The 21,864-nt window shown below is 53.0% G+C and carries 25 protein-coding genes; 16 read left to right on the forward strand and 9 right to left on the reverse strand.

Annotation, left to right across the window (positions count from 1 at the left end; translation table 11 throughout):
* From ABJV08_RS07275 to ccoS, 9 genes are all read left to right on the forward strand, one after another.
* Positions 1 to 696: an endonuclease/exonuclease/phosphatase family protein gene (locus ABJV08_RS07275; RefSeq protein WP_348040495.1), complete on the forward strand. Its 696-nt coding sequence runs from the start codon at positions 1 to 3 to the stop codon at positions 694 to 696.
* Positions 697 to 795: 99 nt separating this feature from the next.
* Entirely contained in the window at positions 796 to 2,454 is a 1,659-nt protein-coding gene (ccoN, locus tag ABJV08_RS07280; RefSeq protein ID WP_348040497.1) for a cytochrome-c oxidase, cbb3-type subunit I, read from the forward strand.
* A 13-nt stretch (positions 2,455 to 2,467) separates the two neighbouring features.
* Positions 2,468 to 3,202: a cytochrome-c oxidase, cbb3-type subunit II gene (ccoO, locus tag ABJV08_RS07285; RefSeq protein ID WP_348040499.1), complete on the forward strand. Its 735-nt coding sequence runs from the start codon at positions 2,468 to 2,470 to the stop codon at positions 3,200 to 3,202.
* Positions 3,199 to 3,360 carry a cbb3-type cytochrome c oxidase subunit 3 gene (locus ABJV08_RS07290; protein WP_348040501.1) on the forward strand — a complete coding sequence of 54 codons (162 nt, stop codon included), beginning with the start codon at positions 3,199 to 3,201 and terminating at the stop codon, positions 3,358 to 3,360. The genes ccoO and ABJV08_RS07290 overlap by 4 nt, the downstream gene beginning before the upstream one ends.
* On the forward strand, positions 3,353 to 4,288 hold the full coding sequence (gene ccoP / locus ABJV08_RS07295) for a cytochrome-c oxidase, cbb3-type subunit III (protein WP_348040503.1): 936 nt from the start codon (positions 3,353 to 3,355) through the stop codon (positions 4,286 to 4,288). Before ABJV08_RS07290 ends, ccoP begins: the two co-directional genes overlap by 8 nt.
* The gene (gene ccoG / locus ABJV08_RS07300) at positions 4,275 to 5,729 is read left to right on the forward strand and encodes a cytochrome c oxidase accessory protein CcoG (protein ID WP_348041261.1); all 1,455 of its coding nucleotides are present in this window, start codon (positions 4,275 to 4,277) and stop codon (positions 5,727 to 5,729) included. The genes ccoP and ccoG overlap by 14 nt, the downstream gene beginning before the upstream one ends.
* Positions 5,726 to 6,205: a FixH family protein gene (locus ABJV08_RS07305; RefSeq protein WP_348040505.1), complete on the forward strand. Its 480-nt coding sequence runs from the start codon at positions 5,726 to 5,728 to the stop codon at positions 6,203 to 6,205. The genes ccoG and ABJV08_RS07305 overlap by 4 nt, the downstream gene beginning before the upstream one ends.
* Positions 6,202 to 8,325, forward strand: a complete 2,124-nt coding sequence (locus tag ABJV08_RS07310) for a heavy metal translocating P-type ATPase (protein WP_348040507.1) — start codon at positions 6,202 to 6,204, stop codon at positions 8,323 to 8,325. Before ABJV08_RS07305 ends, ABJV08_RS07310 begins: the two co-directional genes overlap by 4 nt.
* On the forward strand, positions 8,322 to 8,474 hold the full coding sequence (gene ccoS / locus ABJV08_RS07315; RefSeq protein WP_348040509.1) for a cbb3-type cytochrome oxidase assembly protein CcoS: 153 nt from the start codon (positions 8,322 to 8,324) through the stop codon (positions 8,472 to 8,474). Before ABJV08_RS07310 ends, ccoS begins: the two co-directional genes overlap by 4 nt.
* A gap of 244 nt (positions 8,475 to 8,718) precedes the next feature.
* Here the strand turns inward: ccoS and ABJV08_RS07320 are convergent, their stop codons facing one another.
* From ABJV08_RS07320 to ABJV08_RS07340, 5 genes are all read right to left on the reverse strand, one after another.
* Positions 8,719 to 9,354: a response regulator gene (locus tag ABJV08_RS07320; protein WP_348040511.1), complete on the reverse strand. Its 636-nt coding sequence runs from the start codon at positions 9,352 to 9,354 to the stop codon at positions 8,719 to 8,721.
* Entirely contained in the window at positions 9,344 to 10,876 is a 1,533-nt protein-coding gene (locus tag ABJV08_RS07325; protein ID WP_348040513.1) for a PAS domain S-box protein, read from the reverse strand. Before ABJV08_RS07325 ends, ABJV08_RS07320 begins: the two co-directional genes overlap by 11 nt.
* 114 nt (positions 10,877 to 10,990) lie before the next feature.
* Positions 10,991 to 11,803: a universal stress protein gene (locus ABJV08_RS07330; protein WP_348040515.1), complete on the reverse strand. Its 813-nt coding sequence runs from the start codon at positions 11,801 to 11,803 to the stop codon at positions 10,991 to 10,993.
* Positions 11,804 to 11,945: 142 nt separating this feature from the next.
* On the reverse strand, positions 11,946 to 12,575 hold the full coding sequence (locus ABJV08_RS07335) for a hypothetical protein (protein ID WP_348040517.1): 630 nt from the start codon (positions 12,573 to 12,575) through the stop codon (positions 11,946 to 11,948).
* Between the two features lie 29 nt (positions 12,576 to 12,604).
* Positions 12,605 to 13,033 carry a hypothetical protein gene (locus tag ABJV08_RS07340; RefSeq protein ID WP_348040519.1) on the reverse strand — a complete coding sequence of 143 codons (429 nt, stop codon included), beginning with the start codon at positions 13,031 to 13,033 and terminating at the stop codon, positions 12,605 to 12,607.
* 120 nt (positions 13,034 to 13,153) lie between these two features.
* Between ABJV08_RS07340 and ABJV08_RS07345 the strand changes: the two genes are divergently transcribed.
* From ABJV08_RS07345 to ABJV08_RS07360, 4 genes are all read left to right on the forward strand, one after another.
* Positions 13,154 to 13,705: a glycosyl hydrolase 108 family protein gene (locus tag ABJV08_RS07345; RefSeq protein ID WP_348040521.1), complete on the forward strand. Its 552-nt coding sequence runs from the start codon at positions 13,154 to 13,156 to the stop codon at positions 13,703 to 13,705.
* Positions 13,706 to 13,861: 156 nt separating this feature from the next.
* A complete protein-coding gene (locus ABJV08_RS07350; protein ID WP_348040523.1) occupies positions 13,862 to 14,275 on the forward strand; it encodes a holin family protein in 414 nt (137 codons plus the stop codon).
* A 190-nt stretch (positions 14,276 to 14,465) separates the two neighbouring features.
* Positions 14,466 to 14,753 (forward strand): hypothetical protein, encoded by a 288-nt coding sequence (locus ABJV08_RS07355; RefSeq protein WP_348040525.1) that lies wholly within the window; start codon positions 14,466 to 14,468, stop codon positions 14,751 to 14,753.
* A gap of 92 nt (positions 14,754 to 14,845) precedes the next feature.
* The gene (locus ABJV08_RS07360) at positions 14,846 to 15,397 is read left to right on the forward strand and encodes a hypothetical protein (protein WP_348040527.1); all 552 of its coding nucleotides are present in this window, start codon (positions 14,846 to 14,848) and stop codon (positions 15,395 to 15,397) included.
* Here ABJV08_RS07360 and ABJV08_RS07365 read toward each other — a convergent pair.
* Both ABJV08_RS07365 and ABJV08_RS07370 read right to left on the reverse strand, forming a co-directional pair.
* The gene (locus ABJV08_RS07365) at positions 15,394 to 16,236 is read right to left on the reverse strand and encodes a class II aldolase/adducin family protein (RefSeq protein ID WP_348040529.1); all 843 of its coding nucleotides are present in this window, start codon (positions 16,234 to 16,236) and stop codon (positions 15,394 to 15,396) included. The two genes, ABJV08_RS07360 and ABJV08_RS07365, sit on opposite strands and share 4 nt — an antisense overlap.
* Positions 16,237 to 16,334: 98 nt before the next feature.
* Positions 16,335 to 17,270, reverse strand: a complete 936-nt coding sequence (locus tag ABJV08_RS07370) for a diguanylate cyclase (protein ID WP_348040531.1) — start codon at positions 17,268 to 17,270, stop codon at positions 16,335 to 16,337.
* A gap of 298 nt (positions 17,271 to 17,568) precedes the next feature.
* On the opposite strand from ABJV08_RS07370, the gene ABJV08_RS07375 reads away from it, so the two are divergent.
* The 3 genes from ABJV08_RS07375 to ABJV08_RS07385 all read left to right on the forward strand — a co-directional run bounded on the left by ABJV08_RS07375 (position 17,569) and on the right by ABJV08_RS07385 (position 20,076).
* Positions 17,569 to 17,904, forward strand: a complete 336-nt coding sequence (locus ABJV08_RS07375) for a PilZ domain-containing protein (RefSeq protein ID WP_348040533.1) — start codon at positions 17,569 to 17,571, stop codon at positions 17,902 to 17,904.
* Between the two features lie 307 nt (positions 17,905 to 18,211).
* Complete coding sequence (locus ABJV08_RS07380; RefSeq protein ID WP_348040535.1) at positions 18,212 to 18,694, forward strand: helix-turn-helix domain-containing protein; 483 nt, start codon at positions 18,212 to 18,214, stop codon at positions 18,692 to 18,694.
* A gap of 281 nt (positions 18,695 to 18,975) precedes the next feature.
* On the forward strand, positions 18,976 to 20,076 hold the full coding sequence (locus tag ABJV08_RS07385) for a sigma-54 dependent transcriptional regulator (RefSeq protein ID WP_348040537.1): 1,101 nt from the start codon (positions 18,976 to 18,978) through the stop codon (positions 20,074 to 20,076).
* Positions 20,077 to 20,091: 15 nt separating this feature from the next.
* Here ABJV08_RS07385 and ABJV08_RS07390 read toward each other — a convergent pair whose 3' ends face one another.
* Positions 20,092 to 20,487, reverse strand: coding sequence for a flagellar export chaperone FliS (locus ABJV08_RS07390; protein ID WP_348040539.1), 396 nt, complete (start codon positions 20,485 to 20,487; stop codon positions 20,092 to 20,094).
* A gap of 19 nt (positions 20,488 to 20,506) precedes the next feature.
* Positions 20,507 to 21,862 (reverse strand): flagellar filament capping protein FliD, encoded by a 1,356-nt coding sequence (gene fliD / locus ABJV08_RS07395; RefSeq protein ID WP_348040541.1) that lies wholly within the window; start codon positions 21,860 to 21,862, stop codon positions 20,507 to 20,509.
* Positions 21,863 to 21,864 lie beyond the last annotated feature (2 nt).

Here is a 21,864-nt window from a genome sequence, read left to right on the forward strand (position 1 = left end):
ATGCTAAAGGTTGCGAGCTACAATATCCGCAAAGCGATCGGCACCGATCGGCGCCGCAATCCCGGGCGGGTCATCGATGTCCTGAACGAGATTGATGCAGACATTGTCGCGTTGCAGGAAGCCGATCGCCGGTTCGGTAGAAGAGCCGCTGCCATTCCACAAACTCAGCTGGAAATGCACAGCGACTATCGCGCCATCCCGCTCGACGTTCAGACGGATTCGATGGGCTGGCATGGCAATGCGATATTGGTCCGCAAATCCGCACAGGTTCTGGCTCATGACATCATGCATATCCCCTGTCTCGAACCACGCGGTGCAATCATGGCACATGTCGAACTGGCCGGGCAGCAACTCGCGGTCGTTGGCATGCATCTGGACCTGTCCGGACTCTGGCGGAGGCGGCAAGCCGCCGCGATCATCAAGGCTGCGCTGGAACTGGAGCAGCAGGCGCCGGTCATCCTCATGGGCGATCTTAATGAATGGAGCGCGGCTGGCGGCTGTTTGAAAGATTTTTCCCGCGCATTTCATATGCTCCATTGCGGACGGAGCTTCCACACCCGCAGCCCGATCGCCACCCTTGACCGGATCATGCACTCGAACGGGATCCTATCGCCCGAAGCCGGCGTTCATGACAGTCCGGCCGCACGCAAGGCGTCCGACCACCTTCCCGTATGGGCCAGAATCGCGATCGCATAGGCACTGCCCGCACATGATATGTCCAACTACGTAACTCTCCTGATATAGCCGCATCCTGCGGCCTGCTAGCGCTCTTCCTACACAACGGGGAAGGACGTTATGGACAGTTTACTGGTGAAAGCCGGCGGGTGGTTTGCGCTCGCGTTTCTGGCATTTGTTGCAATGGTCTTAGCCGCAGATGGCGGTTTCGCTGTGCACATGATGCTTGTCATGATGGCCTGCCTGATCGCTCTTTGGGTGACGATCAGCAACGCAGATTATACCGCAATCGGTCGCGGGATTTTAAACGCTCCGGCCGATCCGGGGCAATATGATGATGATCCCATCCGCTGGGGTGTCATCGCAACATTATTCTGGGGCATGGCCGGTTTTGCGGTCGGACTGTTCATTGCCCTGCAACTGGCGTTTCCGTTTCTTAATTTGGGCCTTGAATATACGACGTTCGGTCGCCTCCGCCCGTTACACACGTCTGCCGTAATTTTTGCTTTCGGAGGCAATGCGCTAATTGCGACGAGTTTCTATATCGTCCAGCGCACTTGCAGGGCGAGGTTGGCCTTCCCCCACCTCGCCCGCTTTGTTTTCTGGGGCTACCAGTTGTTCATCGTGCTGGCCGCCACCGGTTATCTTATGGGCATCACCCAATCCAAGGAATATGCCGAACCCGAATGGTATGTCGATATTTGGCTGACGATCGTCTGGATTAGCTATGCCGTGGTGTTCATCGGCACCATCGTCAAACGGTCAGAGCCCCATATTTACGTAGCCAACTGGTTTTTCCTCAGCTTCATCCTGACTGTAGCAATGCTGCATCTGGTCAATGGTCTGGCCATGCCGGTCAGTCTATTGGGCGCGAAAAGCTATAGTGCCTTCGCCGGTGTGCAGGATGCGCTGACACAATGGTGGTATGGCCATAATGCGGTCGGATTTTTCCTGACCGCCGGTTTCCTGGGCATGATGTATTATTTCGTGCCGAAACAGGCAGAGCGACCGGTCTATAGCTATCGCCTATCGATCATCCATTTCTGGTCGCTCATTTTTCTTTATATCTGGGCCGGCCCGCATCACCTTCACTATACCGCCCTGCCCGACTGGGCGCAGACACTCGGCATGGTCTTCTCGATCATTTTGTGGATGCCCAGTTGGGGCGGCATGATCAACGGACTGATGACGCTGAACGGCGCCTGGGATAAAATCCGCACCGATCCGATCATCCGGATGATGGTGCTGGCGCTCGCCTTTTACGGCATGAGCACGTTCGAAGGCCCAATGATGTCGATCAAGTCGGTCAACAGCCTGTCGCATTATACCGACTGGACCATCGGCCATGTGCATAGCGGCGCGCTGGGTTGGAACGGCATGATCACCTTTGCCGCGCTTTATTATATGATCCCGCGCCTCTGGGGCCGGCAAAGACTATACAGCCTGCGCATGGTCAATTGGCATTTCTGGCTCGCGACCATCGGCATCGTTCTTTACGCCGCCGCCATGTGGGTCGCCGGTATCATGCAGGGATTGATGTGGCGCGAATATGGGGACGACGGGTATCTCGTCTATGCCTTTAGCGAAGTCGTCTCGGCTATGTTCCCGATGTACATAATCCGGGCAACCGGAGGCCTGCTCTATCTCGCTGGCGCTATCGTCATGATCTACAATGTCTGGATGACGATTGCCGGCAAGGTCAGGGATGAAAAATCGATGACCGAAACGCCCCATGATGAGACAGCTGACAAGCCGCTCGTCGCGGTTCCAGCAGAGTGAGGGGGACAGGATAATGACCACGTTCACGCAAAAACATAAGAAGATTGAACGCAATATCACGCTGTTGGCGGTGCTTGCGTTGGTCACGGTTTCCATTGGTGGCATCGTCGAGATAGCACCGCTTTTCTGGATCGATAACACGGTTGAGAAAGTGGACGGCGTGCGCCCCTATACCCCGCTGGAACTCGCCGGACGCAATATATATGTCCGGGAAGGATGCTATACGTGCCATAGCCAGATGATCCGGCCATTCCGCGATGAGGTGGAGCGTTATGGCCACTATTCGCTGGCAGCGGAGTCCATGTACGATCACCCGTTCCAATGGGGGTCCAAACGCACCGGACCAGATCTGGCCCGGGTTGGAGGGCGCTATTCGGATGAATGGCATGTTCAGCATCTCAAAGACCCACGCGCCGTGGTGCCGGAATCGATCATGCCGCCTTATGCCTTTCTTGCCAAAAAGGAACTGAAGGCCGGTGATATGAGCGGCCACTTGCGGGCGCTCTCCCGCGTCGGTGTCCCTTATAGTCTGGAAGCGATTGAGAAAGCTGATGAGGATCTGCTCACGCAGGTTGATCCGATGGCCAGTACAACCGAACTCGAGAAACGCTATCCCAAGGTGCAGGTCCGCGATTTCGACGGCAATCCCGACAAGCTCACCGAGATGGATGCCTTGGTAGCCTATCTGCAAATGATCGGCACATTGGTCAATTTCGAGGCAGGCGAAGCCCAGGAGCAGCCCCGATGAACTATGAAGCGCTGCGCCATTTTGCCGACAGTTGGGGCTTGCTGTTCATGACGATTGTTTTTCTGACACTGGTCGGCTGGACCTTTCGGCCCGGAGCCGGACGCAATCATGAACATGCCGCCCATATGATTTTTGACGAGGACAAAAAAGATGCCTGAGAAAAACCGTGTTGATGAACCGACCGGAACGGATTTTGTTGGCCACGAGTGGGATGGCATCGAGGAACTCGACACACCGATGCCGCGCTGGTGGGTGTTGACCTTTTACGCCACGATCATCTGGGCCATTGGTTATGTCATTCTCTACCCCGCTATCCCCATGCTCAACTCGGCGAGCGAAGGGCTGCTTGGCTGGAGCAGCCGCGGCGACTATGCCCTCGAGGTGGCCGAACGGCAGAAGCAGCTGGAACCCATCAGGCAGGCGCTGGTTTCATCTGACATAAACACGATCCGCAATGATCCGCAATTGCGGCAACAGGCGATTGAAGGCGGACGGTCGGCGTTCAAGGTCCATTGCGTACAATGTCACGGGTCCGGTGCCGCTGGTTCAAAAGGCTATCCCAATCTCAACGACGATGACTGGCTTTGGGGCGGCGATCTGGAAAGCATTGAATATACGCTCATCCACGGCATCCGAAATCCGGATCACGACCAAACCCGCTTCTCGCAAATGCCAGCCTTTGGCAAAGACGGAATATTACAGTCGACCGAAATTCAGGATCTGGTTTCTTACGTCCGGTTGTTGTCGGGCCGGGAGAAGCAAAGCGCCGCTGCACAGCGCGGAGCCCTATTGTTTGAGACAAATTGCACCGTCTGTCATGGAGCCGATGGCACAGGCGACCCCGTTCAGGGGGCACCGGACCTCAGCGACGCGATCAGCCTTTATGGCCTGGACCGCGCCTCATTGACCGATACAATTGCCAACGCCCGATACGGCGTCATGCCGCGATGGGGACAGAGGCTCGACCCGGCGACGATCCGGATGCTGGCTGCTTATGTTCACTCCCTGGGGGGCGGTGAAAAGGCACCGATCGCAGAGCCAGCCATCGAGTCCAAGGTTGAGAGCGGGGATGATGAACAATCCTAAGGAAATACTCGATCCCGAGCTAAAGCTCTACGAAGCGCGCAAAAATGTCTATCCCAAGGCAGGCGATGGTATATTTCGTCGCTTGAAATGGGCGGTTATGGCGATCACTCTCGCCATCTATTATATCACGCCGTGGATCCGCTGGGATCGCGGGCCTTATGCTCCCAATCAGGCGGTGCTTGTCGATCTGGCCCACAGGCGCTTTTACATGTTCGGCATAGAAATCTGGCCGCATGAATTTTACTATGTCGCCGGTATGCTCGTCATGGCGGGTATCGGCTTGTTCCTGGTCACCTCTGCCGTCGGCCGCGCGTGGTGCGGCTATTCCTGCCCGCAAACCGTCTGGACCGATCTGTTCCAGCATGTCGAGCGCAAAATCGACGGCGACCGCAATGCCCAGTTCCGTCTGCAGGACGCGGCTTGGGGCCCCAAGAAAATTGGCAAGCGGATGCTGAAATGGTCCATCTGGCTTTTCATCGCTTTCTGGACCGGCGGCGCATGGATCATGTATTTTGCGGATGCACCGACTTTGGTGGTCGACTTCTGGACCGGTCAGGCCGCTTTTGTCGCATATGCCACAGTCGGCGTTTTGACGCTGACGACGTTCATCTTCGGCGGCTTCATGCGCGAACAGGTCTGCATCTACATGTGCCCCTGGCCGCGCATCCAGACCGCCATGATGGATGAAAAGTCACTGACCGTTACCTATAAGGACTGGCGCGGCGAGCCGCGTGGCAGCGTGAAAAAGGCAGAGGCCCAGCCGGGCAGCTTTGGCGACTGTATCGACTGCAATCAATGTGTAGCTGTCTGCCCCACCGGCATCGATATTCGCGAAGGACCACAAATCGGCTGCATCACCTGCGCGCTTTGTATCGACGCTTGCGACCAAGTCATGACCCAGGTCGGAAGACCGCGCGGACTCATCGACTATGCGACCCTGGAAGATGCCGAACTGGAGAAAGCGGGAAAACCGCACGAGCCAATCCTCAAAACCCTGTTTCGTCCCCGCACGATCCTATATTCTTCAATCTGGGGTGCCATTGGACTGGCGATGCTGTTTGCTGTCGGGAACAGAACGCGCATCGACATCAGCGCCAATCATGATCGCAACCCGATCTATGTCCAACTCGCAGACGGTCATGTTCGTAACAGCTACACCATCAATTTACGCAATATGGAAAACCGACCCCGCGATATGGCCATCGGGATGACCGAGCTTAACGGCGCGATCATGTGGTCCGATGCCGGGTCACGGGAAGCGGCTGGAAAATCCCTCGTTACCAAGGTTTCTGCCGACAGCATTGCAAGATTGCGGGTCTTTGTCGCCGCGCCAGGCGTCGGACCCGTCCGGGAAGAATTCGCGTTGACCGTTACCGCAATTGATGATGCCGGGGCCAAGGATATCGATGCGGTATTTTTCGAAAGACCGGAGACAGAATGATGAACCAGAAATCGCCCAGCATAAAGAAATTTACCGGCTATCATGCAACGATGATAATCGTTGCCTTTTTCGCCGTGGTTGTCAGCGTCAATCTGGTCATGGCGCAATTTGCGCTATCAACGTTCAGCGGCACAGTGGTCGACAACAGCTATGTGGCTAGCCAGAAATATAACCAATGGCTGGAACAGGCAAGGAACCAACAGGCGCATGGCTGGACTGTTTCGCCAGCGGTGCGCAAAACTGGCAAAGCAAGCATAGTCGTAACCGACATTGACAGCGCGGCATTGCAAGGAGCAACACTCTCCGCCGTTGCAGAACATCCCGTTGGGCGGACGGATCCGTTTGCGCTCGACTTCGTCCAAACCGAAGCGGGTGACTATGTGAGCGTGCAGCCACTCCCCGAAGGCCGCTGGAAACTCAAGATCATCATCACCCAGGACGACAAGAATATGCGCGTTGTTCGGGACATCTGGTGACCGCGCATAGCACCATAAACGATGATCAAACGCTCGCGACTGTGTCACGTTTTGCCGTGCCGGCAATCCGCTGCGCTGGTTGTATTGCGAAAATCGAGAACGGCCTGAGCGACGCCCCTGGTATCTTGTCTTCGCGGGTGAATTTCTCAACCAAACAAGTGGCGATAACGCATCTGCCGGAACTGGATAGCAACCGGCTCAAGCGCGCGATCGAGACTCTCGGTTTTGAAGCCCAGATTCTCGCTGACAATCCTCTATCCGAAGAAAAAGGCAGTACCGACAAGCTGATCCGAGCGCTTGCTGTCGCAGGCTTCGGGATGATGAATATCATGCTATTGTCGGTGAGCGTCTGGTCAGGTGCAACCGGTGTCACGCGGGATTTATTCCACTGGCTGTCCGCGCTAATCGCTATCCCCGTGATCGCATATGCAGGGCGTCCATTTTTTGCATCTGCCGCGATGGCCCTGCGCTATGGCCGAACCAATATGGATGTGCCCATCTCGATCGGCATATTGCTGGCGACCGGACTGAGCATATATGAAACCGCCACCGGCGGCGCCCATGCCTATTTTGACGGAGCCGTGATGCTGCTGTTCTTCCTGCTCGCGGGCCGCGTGCTGGATGGTATGATGCGGGATCGTGCGCGGGAAGGCATTGGAGCCCTGTTGAAACAATCCGCCCCCGGCGCGATGGTGCTGACAGACAATGCCACAACACGCTGGGTGCTCAGCAAGGATATCCTTCCCGAGATGCGGATGATGATTGCCGCCGGAGAAAATTTGGCGGCAGACGGCGTGATTGAAAAGGGTATGAGCAGCTTTGACTGCTCATTGATCACCGGTGAAAGCGAACCGCAACCCAGAGGCGAAGGCGATGTGGTTCTGGCCGGCACTCTGAACCTGTCATCGCCCGTGACTGTGCGGGTCACCGCAACCGGTGAAGATACGAGTGTCGCTGATATTACGCGCTTGATGGACGAGGCCGCCCAGCGCCGTTCATTCTACGTGCGCATCGCTGACCGGGCTGCTCGCTATTATGCCCCGGCGGTGCATAGCCTTGCCTTGCTGGCCTTTGTCTTCTGGATGCTTGCCGGTGCGGGTTGGCATCAGTCCTTGCTGATTGCAGTTGCGGTTCTCATCATCACTTGCCCCTGCGCGCTGGGACTGGCCGTGCCTGCGGCGCAGGTCGTCGCCTCAGGGGCGCTGCTGCGAAAGGGCGTAATGGTGAAGGACGGCAGCGCATTGGAACGTCTGGCAGAAGTAGATTATGCACTTTTTGACAAGACGGGTACCATCACCCTTGGTCATCCGGTTCCTGTCAATCTAGGCGATCTTGATCTCGCACACAAACAAGTTGCCCTCGGGCTCGCCCAAGCCAGTCGTCATCCAATCAGCAAGGCTATCCGTTCCGGATTGCTCGCCCTGAATATCGGTCCGGCCGCACTGGAGAACGTTCAGGAAATGCCCGGCGAAGGCATGAAGGCGCTGTGGAATGGCGAGAAAGTGATGCTCGGAAAACCAACACAGTCTGAAGATCACCTGTCTTGTCAACTAAGCGTTGGTAGCGACACGATCGTCCTCCATCTGAAAGACGACATCCGGCCGGACACACGAGATACCATCGCGAAACTGGAAGACATGGGATTGCCAGTTTCGATCATATCTGGTGACAACGTGAGGTCCGTTTCCCTTGTTTCACGGGCATTGGGGATTTTTGCGCAGGCCGCTGCCTCGCCGCAAGACAAAGTAGAGGCCATTGCCCGTCTAAGCGATAGCGGACACAAGGTGCTGATGGCCGGTGATGGCCTTAACGACGGCCCTGCCCTCGCGGCAGCCCATGTTTCCATTGCACCCGGTTCGGCCAGCGATGTCGGGCAGCAAGCCGCTGATACCGTATTTACCAGCAAATCCCTTATGCCGGTGGCGCTGTCCATCACGGTCGCGCGCCGCACCATGCAGATCGTCCATCAGAATTTTGCGCTCGCCATTGGCTATAATATCTGCGCTGTGCCTTTGGCTCTGACCGGCATGGTCACGCCGTTGATCGCCGCGATAGCCATGTCGCTATCGTCGTTGATCGTCGTCGGCAACGCCCTGCGGCTCAATGGAGCGGCCAATTGAGCGGGCTGGCAATATTGATTCCAGTGGCCCTGTTGATGGGACTGTGCGGCCTTGTCGTTTTCTTCTGGGCGATCCGCCACGATCAGTTTGAGGATCTCGACGGTGCAGCACAAAGGGTGTTGATCGACGAGGAAGATGACCGGTCATGATAGCAAATATTAGAGCATCCAGGATCAGTCAATTTGCGATTGCGGCAATAGCCCTGCCCCTTGCCACAATGCCCTTGTCGGCAAAATCTAACATGATGACAATAGAGCTCTGTTCCGCCGATGGTGAGGTCCGGGAGATGTCTATTCCTATCGAGAACGAGAATGGCGAGGATCATTGTGTCAAGCCGTGCCACGCTTGCTTGTCACGCAAAAAAGGCTTGAAAAACTAGGGCTGCGGCTCAGACTATTTTGTCCGGGCTTGCTTGTCCTCTAAGCTTTCCGCCGCGAACCCGATGCGCAATGCTTCGGCCAGACTGCGCACCCGCAATTTTTCCATCATGTTCGCGCGATAGATTTCTACCGTACGGGGTGAGATGCCCAGATCAAATGCAATGGTTTTGTTGGGATATCCGGCCATCAAACCATCCAGCACATCCTTTTCTCTTCCCGTCAGACAGGCCAGTCTGACTTGTGCTTCCGATCCAGCTATCTCTTTTAGATCGCTATCTTCCAGCCGTGAAAACGCCTCTTCCATCGCCGCAATCAATGCTTCTTTCTCGTAGGGCTTTTCCAGAAAGTTAGTGGCTCCGGCCCGCATCGCCTGAACGGCGATTTCGACATCGCCGTGCCCCGTCAGGATCACCACGGGCATATCGATCCCATCCTTGATCATCTGCTGCTGCACTTGCAGGCCGTCCATATCCGGCATGCGCACGTCAAGCAAAACGCAGCCCCGTTCCGCGCCTTTCGCGAGCTTTAGAAAGGCAACACCAGAATCCACCGGATGAACCTTGAAACCCGCGTGCCGCAGCATGAACGCAGCGGATCGCCGAACAGAATCATCATCATCCACAACATAGACTAGCCGTTCATTGGTCATCATCTTGCTCCAGTTCCGCCTTTTCCAACGTTATCCGAAAAATGGTCCCGCCTTCGGGGTTGGGTTCTGCACCGATAGTGCCGCCATGGGCCTCGACAATCGTCCGGCAAATCGACAGGCCCAAACCCATGCCGTCGCCCTTGGTGCTGGCGAAAGGGTCAAATATCCGCTCTTCCAATTCCGCATCAATCCCTGATCCGGTATCGGAAACCGCAATTTCCACTGTCTGGGAATCCACAGAAGTCACAGCAATATGGAGTCTTTTCTGAGGGCTATCGGACATCGCCTCAATGGCATTGCGCATCAGGTTGACCATCACTTGCTGGATCTGCACACGATCGACAAAAACATGATTGGTATCCGGCGCGATATCGATCGAGCATTGAATGCCTTTTTCTTGTGCTCCGATCATGCCCAGCACCGTTGCATCTTCCACCACCTGCGCGATGGACAGAACCTGCCGGTTGATCTCTCCCCGTGACACGAATTCCCGCAACCTTCGCACAATGGTCCCGGCCCGCAGGCTCTCGGCGACGCTTTCCTGCAGCGCTTCCCGAAAATATATTTTATTCTCTTCCAAATCGCCGTCCATCAGATCCCGCGCTGCGGAGAGATAATTGGCAATCGCGGTCAAAGGTTGATTGATTTCATGTGCCAATGAGGAGGCCAATGTTCCGACAGCACTGAGGCGAGAGGCATGGGCCAGATCAGCCTGCAACGACTGAAGCTCCGCTTCTGTTTGCTTCTTCTCAGTCAAATCTACAATGAAGCCGGTAAAATAGCGGTCATCGCCGATTTTTGCTTCGCCCACTTCCAGTTGCAACGGAAAGGTCGTACCGTCTTTCTTGCAACCGACGACCGTCCGTCCGATACCGATAATCCGTTTATCACCCGTCCGCACATATCGCTCGATATAACCATCATGCGCCGCTCGATAGGGTTCTGGCATCAATATTTTTACATTTTTGCCAATGATATCTGCTTTGTCATAATCGAACATTTTTTCCGCTGTGGCGCTGAAAGAACTGATCAGTCCCTGCTCGTCAATCACCACCATCGCGTCGGGAATTGTGGTCAGGATCGAACTCAAGATTGAATTGGCCTGGTCCAGCTTGTTTTCGGTGGTTCTGAGCGCCGTCACATCCTGAAAGGATATCATGACGGCATCAATTTCATCCTCAGGATTGGCCAAGAGAGACAAGTGGCATTCAACCAGCATCGAACGGCCGTCCGGAAATTCTAGCGCCACCTCGAATGGTTCGACATATTTTCCCGAAGGTGCATCAAATGCACGCAGCAACATTTTCTGAAAATGTTTCCGATCGGACTGCGCAACACATGTCGCAGGCGCCCCTTTGGGCAACTCCGCGAGGCTGGATACTCCCATGATCTGCAAGCCTACGACGCTACAATTTATTGCCTGAAGGTTGCGATCAACAATCATGATGCAGTGAGGCAGAGCAGAGAGGATGGATTCCAGAGAGAGAGTCCCATCCTTGTCAGAAACAATCGTTTTGCGCACTTTCTATATCTATCCCTCGGCTGCCCAATCGCCATTTGCGAACATGATGATCCTACACAAATTACGGGCATTACCATAAAAAATCCGATATAAAGAAGCTAACAAATTCTCTGCTTAGTGGGAGACAACGAGCGGCACAGGCGAGTTTTTGAAAAGGCTCCGCGTAACCCCGCCAAATAGGAACTCCCGCGCTCGACTATGACCGTAAGCTCCCATCACCAAATAGGCTGCCTGCATATTTTCTGCTTCATTCAAGAGCACGTCTTGCACCGGCAACTTTCCCGTCGACGGGTTATTAATTTCCGTCTTGATACCGTGATGGGCCAGATATTCTGACGCAACGAGCGGCGGCAGATCATGCCCCTTGTCTTCCTCGACCGTCAGAATCTGGACATCACTGGCCATTTTGAGCAACGGTACGGCAGCCCGCAGAGCATTGCCTGCCTCGAAACTGCCGTTCCACGCGACCAAGGCCGATCCACATGCATCGAACTTCTTCACCGCGTTCGGCTGAACCACGACCGGAGCCGTCACATTGTGCAGCACGTCACCCAATATTCCCAGCGGCAAACCGGTGTCATCGTCACCGCTTGCAGAACTCAACACTATGATATCAACCAAGGCCGAATTTTTAGACAGCCCGCGGGACGCTTCGGCATTTTCTTCCCGATATTCCCACGGAACATCTTCGCCGGCCAATTTTTTTTCAATGCTTGCGCGCAATTGCGCATCTTGTTCGCGCGACAATTTACCGATATCATACATCACAGACATGCCGGTAACCCCATCAAAAGCCATTTGCGGGTTGTAGGGGTTCACTCGCAGGCAATGAAGGTGGCCGCCCAGCGATCGAGTCAAATCAAGCCCTGCCTGAAGGCGCGCCTCAAGCCCAGAATCATCAGCAATATAAACCAGAACGGATTTCATCTCAGTCTCCTATGATCATGATTCCCGTGGGGGAATGTCTTCGGCTGAAAAATAGCGGTCGGATTCAAAAACCTACATAAGGTTTAATACGTATAAGGTGGATCGGGGCATTTGCTGGCAGAATGGCCTCCAGCGAGCGATATCACGGCACCTTTTCTTCGGTCTTTCCACCGATCGGCACTTGCCACTGGAACGCCGCGATTAATTTCATAATCGCTTCCTGCGCAACGGCATCGATTTCCTGTGGATAAGAGGCCGTCAACCGCGCATCCCAATATCCGTAATCCAGCGCAGTCACGCTGAAATGCCAAGGGACGCCATCCTTGTCACCGTCAAAAATACCTTGATAGGCGTCAATATCCGGGCGCCCCGAGACGAAATAATCTCCTTCCGACAAAGGCGCGGCACTGGAATAGTGCGACAGCATATCGGGTTTCATGATCTGATAATGGGCTTCAGCTGTTAACTGTTCCAAGTGAACAATCACGATTTTAAGTTGGATTTCATGGTCATCAAAATCACGCGAATAGCCAATTTCAAAATTATCGCCGGTAAAGTCGGCCATCATCTCGCATTCCCTTCGGAACCCTTCGATTGTTGCCGGAAATATAAATCCGCTGTCCTTGTGAATGATCGAGCCAGGCTCTTTGTAGGGCGCGAACGGGTCAAACAAGGGAGCGGATCCAGCCACACATTCTGCGGCAGCGGGGTTGCTTGTCAGCGTGATCGCCAAGACCGAGACGCAGCCGAACCATTTCAAACTCTTCAACATGTGCGTTCTCCTGATAACGGTTCCTGCCTTCACTCGTGACAACTAATGACCCGAAACGGCAGCTCTCTGCCATCGGGTTCCGTGATCGTCAGATATTCTCCAACCGCAAGGGGATGATCTTTGAGCCGGAAGATGACTTCATCGTCATCCTCACCAACCTTGTAAGAAAAGGCCCATCCTTTGGGCGAAGCGATCACAACACCGGCCTGGTCCGCTTCGCTTGGCCAAAACCGCCGTACAACCGGCCGTTTCTCAGCCGCCTTCAAAGTCTCAGGTTCAATATTCCCACGGTCGTCCAGAGGCACGCGAAAAACGTAAGCATAAGCCTCCGAACCGTTGGGATGTTCAGCGGTTCGCGCCAGTTCAAGTCGAATTGTTTTCCAAGTCATACAACGCATTTGGACGAGTGAGTTTACCGGCGCGATACGGAATATTGCGTAGTCAAAAGCATCGGACATCTCATCGCCCGATCGAAGCAAGGCCAATCAAATCTCTGCAATGGCCATTGTTCGTCCTTTCCTACAAATAACCAAATAGGTTATATTCTCAATCTTCAATCAAGAAAGGATAGTTTTCCGATGCCCAATATTTCCGATATCGAAACCCTGATCAACAACGTCATTGCTCTGGAGGGTGATTTTTCTAACCATCCTGCGGACCGGGGCGGCGCCACACGGTGGGGTGTCACCGAGGCGGTTGCCCGGTCTCATGGCTATGTCGGTGACATGCGGCATTTCCCGCGACAAGACGCCGCGGTGATTTACAAACGCAAATATTGGCATCGGCCCGGTTTTGATCAGGTTGCAAAACGGGCACCCGATATTGCCGCCGAGCTCTTCGACACCGGGATCAACATGGGCGCTCGAACGGCGAGCGGTTTCCTCCAGCGCGCCCTTAATGCGCTGAACCGCAATGGCCGTGACTATCAGGACATATCTGTCGACCGACAAATTGGCGGGCAGACTTTAGCGGCTCTGGATAAGTTTCTCAGAGGGCGCGGTGCAAAGGGTGAGATCGTGTTGCTCAAAGCACTCGAAGCGCTTCAGGGAGCCAGATATATAAAGTTGGCCCAAACCCGTCCCGCGAACGAAGCGTTTCTTTACGGCTGGCTAGCCAATCGGATCGGCTGATTCCTATGCAAGCCGAATTTTCTTATAACCCTGTAAAGTTTGTAACGAACAGAAGGACTCATCGCGCTCTTCTAAGCTCCCGGACCCCAGAATCTGGGCTGGGTTTTTAGTTTATCAAGTTTCGTAATCCGAACATCCACGAGAGGAATTTTCTCCATGTCCATAATCTCAACCCTAATCGGCCCCGTATCCAGCATCATAGATAAGATTATTCCAGATAAAGAAGCCCGCGATCGGGCCAAGCTAGAGCTTCTCAAAATGCAAGGAAGCAAGGAGTTGGATGAGGTTCGCGTTCAAATGTCAGCTATTTTGGCAGAAGCGCAATCCCGTGATCCATGGACAAGCCGAGCGCGGCCCAGTTTTCTTTATGTCATGTATCTCCTGCTATTATGGGCAATTCCAATGGGCTTGATCGCCGCTTTTCGTCCTGAAACGGCAAAAGATATCGCTGCCGGTATGAACGCTTATCTCTCGGGCATACCCGAACCACTTTATGCTCTTTTTGGTACAGGCTATCTTGGCTATACGGTGGCCAGGCAATGGGGTAAGAATCGCGGCATAGAACACTAAAAACGGTCGTTCCTGTGCAAAAGCCATCCAAATTTTTGCAATTTATGCTGACCGATGATTTGAATGTCCCGCGAATGGACAAACGTGTGCAATCGACCAATTTAACACAATATTTACGAAATAGGCTTGCCATGCTGATATCTTTAAAGATAAAGGGGCAAGTCTAGTTCATCCAAAGGGGATATTTTAAATGACTACCGAAACAAACTTCCGCAAAATGCTCGCTGTAGCCGGCGGCCTTGTACTTGCTGTTCCTGCTCTTTCTGCATGTGCAGAACAGGCTGAAGACGCTGCTGCAGTAGCTGAATGTGCTGCTGAAGGCGCTGCTTGTGCAGCTGGCGATGCTGCTTGTGCTGCTGGCGATGCCGCTGCTTGTGCCGCTGAAGGCGCTGCATGTGCTGCTGAAGGCGCTGCATGTGCTGCTGCTTGTGCAGCTGGCGATGCTGCTTGTGCAGCTGCAGACGCAGTTACCGAGTAAGCTTAGCTTATTCAGCATTGGAAAATGCATTAGAAAGGTTATTTGAGCTTACAGGCCAAATAGCTAAAGAGGGCGTCTCGCTAGTACCCAGAGTGGTACCGGCAGACGCCCCTTTCGTTCAATATCAACATTATCCCCAAGGGGATTGCGTAGCGCCTGGTAACAAGTCGCGCTGGTTTTACCATGCGCACAAGCCTGAGGAGCGCGAAGAAGGCGAACATGGCCATTTTCACATGTTTCTGCCGCTCGACATGTTTGATGATGTCGAACCTTATTATCAGCCTCCCGCCAAGCTGCCCAATGGCAAGAACACCCAAGGCGTCGTCCATTTCGGCGCGCTGAGCTTTGGCGTAGATGGCATGCCGATTAGCTGGTTTACCACCAATTACTGGGTAACTTACGAATATATGATGCCGGCCGCAGCCATCGCTTCGAAATTGAAGCAATTTGATATGACCGGCGCTCCTGGTGACCCGCTGGTCAACGACTGGCTAACCGCCGCCGTCCAGCATTTTCACGATCCGCTTGTCGAGATGGTCAGCAAGCGTGACAGCGTGTTGATGGACAAGAAACAGGAATTGGGTTCCGCGGTCTTCGAGAATAAGAAAGTCGAGATTCTCTCCCGCCAACCATTTGATCTCTAGTGATCAAATCCCGGATTGGTGCGCTGCAATTTTCGCATCAAACCTGGCCAGACAAGATTGTCCCCCAACCCCTTCTGAAAGGCCGCCGCGCCTTGCTCATAGACGCGATGCCCCATATCTTCATTCTCTTCATGAAGGCTATCTTCATTGCCAACGGATTGCGCCAAAATCTGCGTTTTGCATGCATTTTCGAGAATATACATGCGCAGGAAGGCAAGCGCGCAATTCTGACCCACGGTGAGCGTGCCATGATTGCGCAACATCAATAGATTCTTGTTTCCAATATCGTTGATCAGACGCTCCCGTTCATCCAGGTCAAGCGCGATGCCCTCATAGTCGTGATAGGCGAGGTCATCATAGACCTGCATGGAAAATTGCGTGTAGCGGCGCAACCCTGCTTTCTGAACGGAGACCGCGATGCCATATGGGGTATGAACATGGATGACACATCCCGCATCCTCGCGCGCGCTGTGCAAAGCGCTATGGATGGTAAAGCCGGCAGGATTGATGAAATAAGGCGTCTCCTGCTTGATATTCCCGTCCAGATCGATTTTTACCAATGCCGAGGCGGTCATTTCGTCAAACAGAACACCGTAAGGATTGATCAAAAACCGCTCTTCGCCGTCTTCGTCAGGAAGCCGAACCGAAATATGCGTGAACACCAGATCCGTCCAGGCATGCATGGCGCAAAGCCGATAGGTCGCTGCCAGATCGCAGCGCAACTGCCATTCCACATCAGACACTTTGCCCTTTAGATTATCTACGTCATGGGGATCAGGTATCGCGAATCCGGGGCCAACGCCCATTGCGGATTCTGGGTTTTTGATCGCAGTCGCCATGATCTGTTCCTTTTGCGTGAATTTATTCTCCACACAAATTGGCATGCCTAGGAAATATTCGCAAGCGAACATCGGCAGCCAAGTGGCTTTGGCGACATTTAACTTCGACCCGCCTTGAGATCATCATTTGCTTGCTGGAGCCAGTCTTCGGAAATCCCAATTTCTGGAGAAATTTCGGAAAAGCTCACGTTGAAGAAAACGCCGGCATTGGTTTGCTCCGTTCTCTTCAAAAACTCTTCGGTTGCGAATGATGCTTTCGCTTGGGTGGCACCGGTTAAAAGGACAGCAAATTGTGTCCCGCCCAACCGACCAACGCAATCGGACGGCCTGAGGCGTTTGACCAAGGATTGGATGATCGTCTTCAAAAGCGCGTTTCCCGAAGAGGAACCTGCGCTAGAATTGACCATTCTATAGAGATCGACATTAAACAATATGAGGGTGCTCTTGACCTTTTGCCGGTCGAATAGGGAAATTGCTTTCTGCACTTCAACAGAGAAACCGCTGCGGGTTAGCGCCCCCGTCAAACGATCCTTTGCCGCCTGTTGACGCAATTCGAGTTCATGAATCACCAGCTCTGCCAGCTGTCCCAAAAGCTCTATCTTCGTCGGTTCGAACTTTCTCGGAACAGTGTCTATCGCGCAAAGCGCTCCGATATTATGACCATCCGGGGTGGTCAGAGGTACGCCAACATAGCTTTTGATGAAAGGGCTTCCGGTCACAAGAGGATTATCCTTGAAACGGGAGTCCTGCGAGGAATCTTCAACAACCATTGCTCCAGCCTGACTGATCGTATGACCGCAGAATGCTGAACTTCTAGGAGTTTCTGATACATCGAGACCAACTTTGGATTTGAACCATTGCCGGTTTCCATCGACCATTGAAATAGCGGCGATGGGAACATCAAGAGCCAGTTTTACCGCTTTGGTAATATGATCGAAGGACGACTCCTCCTCGGTGTCTAAAACATCATATCGTTCCAAGGCAAATTGCCGAGCAACTTCCCCTTCAAATTGGAGACGCTCTTCATTACGCATTATTACACCCTATTTTACCTACACAAAGTGAGATACGGTTAATCTGATGTAAGCCTAAGGCCTGCTCGCCCAGAAAGTTGAAATAGCAGCCCGCCTGAAACCAGACCTGCTCGCATAGAGTCCGTCCTGCCGGATCGAGCGGCGATCCTCTTTATGATCAATTGCTGAGCTTCAGCCCCTCCACCGCCCCTGTCTCGGACACCGCCCCGCTATCCGTCACCCATTTCCACGACGCTTCATTTAATCGAGCGGTCGTTTCGCCGTTCATAAGACGTAGAAACGGATTGAGGATGGAACGATGACACCCCGGATTAACTTCGAAAATGATCGAAGCCATAATCTTGCGGCTGATGAAATGCGGGCCAACAATCGAAAGTTGGTAAACGCTGAAATATTTGTCCGGCAATCCGATACACAGCGATTTAGCACCACTTTATCAGACCTCTCTGTATCCGGTTTCAAAATGAATTGCTGCACCAGCCTCGATTTCGAGAAGCTGGTCTTCATTACTTTACCAAGACTACAAACGCTGGCAGCCCATATAAGGTGGGTGCAATATCATGACTATGGTTGCGAGTTTACCGTGCCGCTGCATCCAGCGGTTCTCGATCATATTGTTGCAGGCCTGCGTTAGCTGGCAACGCCCCGAAAGCGGGTAATTCATTGCCCTTCATCCACTGCGGCATCTGCACTTCCCTAAGTCTCGAGCTTCGTTGCCTTGCCAAGTGGATATACCAAATATTACGTTTTTTGTTGCTTTGTTGTTATTTGTTTGTCGACGATCTCGATAAATAGTAGCATTACATCGCAAGGTCCGGCACTGTGCGAAGGATTCCGTTGAAACGACGATTGGCGAAACGCACCGAGAAGTATGAATACGCTTTTATATTGAAAAGAATCAGCAAGACCAGGGGGGGCTCTAGAATTGCATAGCAGAGACAATGGATAGCGTGAAAAACGAGCTAGATGAGCTGCGTTTGACCATGAAACTGGCTAACGAAAAGTTCGAGAATCTAGAGAAGCGGATATCGGTTCCGAACGGCAAAACCAATGAAGAGACTATTTTTTTCAGTGACGACCTGGCCCCTGTTGATTTGATCCTGCGCGCCGAAAAATATCTGCAATGGGGTCGGTTGAAGTCCCAGGCGCTTGATACAGGCAATGGGCTTTTTGCAGATTCATGCTGGAATATGTGTCTTGATATATATCTTTGCGGCCTCAAGGGCGATCAGGTTACAGTATCCGCCATCGCGCATAGCTCCGGCATCCCAATGACAACAGCGATGAGATACATCAATGTTATGGTTGATCAGGGTTTGCTTGAGAAAACCCCAAACCCCGACGACAACCGAATGATATTCGTATCAGCCTCTCTTGAATGTGTGAGCAAGATCGAGACGATTCTCTCGAACGCCCCCTTCTAAAACCCGGATATCAATCGGGAAGTGCCACAATTGCTGATAAGCCTAGCCGAATAAATACCCATGCCCCTGTCTCAACATCAATCCAAAATATTGCGCAAGAAGGCCGCTCAATCGGTCACAAGCCCTTGGGCCGCAAAACTGACGTCACTTCATTAACCCATATTTAACCATCTTTGTCCATTTCAGACGTTACCAGGTGACGGTTCGGAGATTGCGGGATCTTCGAACCACCCTTCCCCGGCAATTCGGGGATGTGTGTGGACTGTTATCTGGGTAAGTATATGACCGATACAAATTTTGAGACGATGCTGACAGACATGCTGATCGGCGACAGTCCAAAAATGCAGCAATTGCGTACTATCATTAAATTTGCCGGCCGCTGCAATAGCTCGATCATGATCACTGGTCCTTCGGGGAGCGGCAAAGAAGTTGTCGCTCAAGCGATCCACGCTATTTCAGACCGTGCGAATGCACCGAGTATTGCCGTCAACTGCGGTGCCCTTCCGGACCAATTGATTGAATCAGAGCTATTTGGTCACGAAAAGGGTAGCTTTACCGGCGCGGTAAACCAGCATGTCGGTCTATTTGAGCAAGCGAACAACGGCACGATATTCCTCGACGAAATCGGCGACATGCCAATTAACATGCAGGTCAAATTGCTGCGGGTACTGGAAACGCGGGTCGTAAATCGGATCGGCGGCAATCAGAATATCAATGTTGATGTCAGAGTCATCGCCGCGACGCATAAACATCTTGGCGAGTGCATCAAAAGCAAGTCATTCCGCGAAGACCTATATTACCGTCTCTGCGTTGTTCCGATCGAAGTACCAGCTCTTAACGAACGCACAGAAGATATTCCTGCGTTGGTTGCGCACTTTATGAAAAACCAAGATGGCCGGAACGCCCTGCCCATTTTTACCGCCGAAGCGTTTGCAGCAATGCAAAGCTACAACTGGCCCGGCAATGTTCGTGAACTGCGCAATGTTGTAGAGCGCGCTGCAGTTTTCTTTTCTGGCCAACAGGTTTTGGCCAAAGATGTCGCCATGCTTGTGCAATCTGATATCGCTCCGGCTCGCGAAAATGTAACTTTTACTGAAACTGCAACAAGCGAAGCAGTTCACACTAATCAATCTTCAGTTTCAGACAATTCGATCGGCATTCCGAATTTCGAGCATCAAAATGACAATGTCCGGGATTTGAATGTTCACCTACAGCATGAAGAACGCCGTATCATCATGAAGGCTCTGGATGCCTCGCATGGCGTTGTTTCGAGAGCCGCGCGCTCGATCAATATAAAACGCACAACCCTTATCGACAAAATGCGGAAGCATAATATCGATTGGCAGGTAGAAGGCCCGAGAGACTTTCAAGTTGCAAGCTGAAGCCGAGAAACGGCCTCAATGGAACGGAGCGATTGCGGACCAGGCCTTCTCAATCTCGTGAATCATCTCTCGCGCTGACTCAACACGTTCAACACAGGATTCCTTGTTATCAATCTGAATGCGTTTTGCAGCTTCATTATATATGATGTGCAATGTCTGCGCGAGATCTCCCGCGACCTCAAAGTTTAAAGATTCATCCAGGCCATTCAGGATCGCCAGAGACTTTGCTCGATATTGGAATAGCCGCGCATCGTCTTGCCGCCGCGCACATTCAATCATCATATTGAGTGTTTCTCGCAGTTCTTCAAACAGCACAGCAACCAGCTCATAAGGATCAGCGGCCAAAACGCGGCTTTCCTTAGCAACAGATTGATAGCTAGAGGATCTTTGAATTTGAGACTGAAATGTCATATTCTGTTACTTTCCCAGATCAGTTGTTATCGTTAAAAGAAGCGAATTGTTGCTCAACATAGGATTGCGTTGAACGCAGAATCGAAAGCTGTCGTTCAAGTCCGGCGAAGGTTGTTTCCAGTTGTTCACGCAGTTTCTCGCCGTCTTCATTTATCTTTTCGCGCGATTCCGCGATCGTTTCCCTAATCGCTTCCAGACGATCCTGGGCCACGGCCAAAGCACCGCTGTCGTCGTTCAACGCTGTCGAAATTGCATCGAGCGCACCGGACAGGCCAATCTGGGTTTCAGTAGCGACGGCCGGCTCAAGCATCAGTTTGACCGCGCCGCTGTCCAAAGCAATCGCAGCATCCAGGCGAACGTTATCGACACTAAGTGTACCATCATTTTCGGTCCGCACACCAATGTCGGCAAGCGTTTTGAAATCACCGACATCAGTAAGTTGAGTCGAGGTCAACTGACTGAGTTTGCGCATGACCTCGCGTGCGCCGCGATCACCGGCTAGCGGTCCGCCATTGCCTCCCGCCAAACCGGGCGCAGTGGCGTCGTTGAGCGAGCTGCGTAGTTCATTATAGGCCGTCACAAATTCGGTCACCAAGCCCTTAACGTCAAGTGGTTCAGAATCACCATTGATCGTGAACTGCGTGCCCGGCTCAGCAGCCAATAAAGAGATTTGCACGCCGGGAATTGCACCGGTGACGTTGTTGCTGCCATTGGTCAGCTGAATTCCATCCACATTGATGATGCTGTTTGCAGCAACATCAATATTCGTGAGATTCATGGCCGGCGAAGCACCGCTTTGTGTAAGGGTAAAGGCATTGTCGACACCTTCTTGGGCCTCCATGACCAGACGGGCTCCCGCATTGTCGGTCACGATGATCGCGGTGACGCCGCTATTGCTGGCATTGATAGCATCCCGCATCCCGGTCAGGCTATTGTTGGCGCTATCAATGACCACGTCAAAACTGCCACCGCTGTTGTTGATCGTGAGCGTGCGTTCCCCGACAGGATCGGAAGCGCTTGCAAATACGTCCGAAATTTCTCGCTGAGCGACCGCAATTTGCACAACTTCGACCGACGCAGGCAATCCTTCCGGCCGTCCACCTTCCAATACCGAAGCGGTGGCCAGATTTTCCTGACTAGAGATTAATTCTCCGACAAATCCCTGTCCGTTCAAAGTCTCTTTCACCGCCGCCGCAAACGTGCTCAAAGCCGATTCAGTGGCCGCCATCGCGGATATCCGAGAAGAGTTCAGCTGCTCGCGCTCATTGAGCTGACCGAGTTTGGCTCCTTGGGTAGCAGCCAAAAGATCATTGACCAGCTGCGCCGTGTTTAGTCCTGAGCCGATCCCGAGACTATTTGCAATATTTCCAAACATAA

The sequence above is a fragment of the Parasphingorhabdus sp. genome, assembly GCF_039982395.1.
Taxonomy (GTDB): Bacteria; Pseudomonadota; Alphaproteobacteria; order Sphingomonadales; family Sphingomonadaceae; genus Parasphingorhabdus.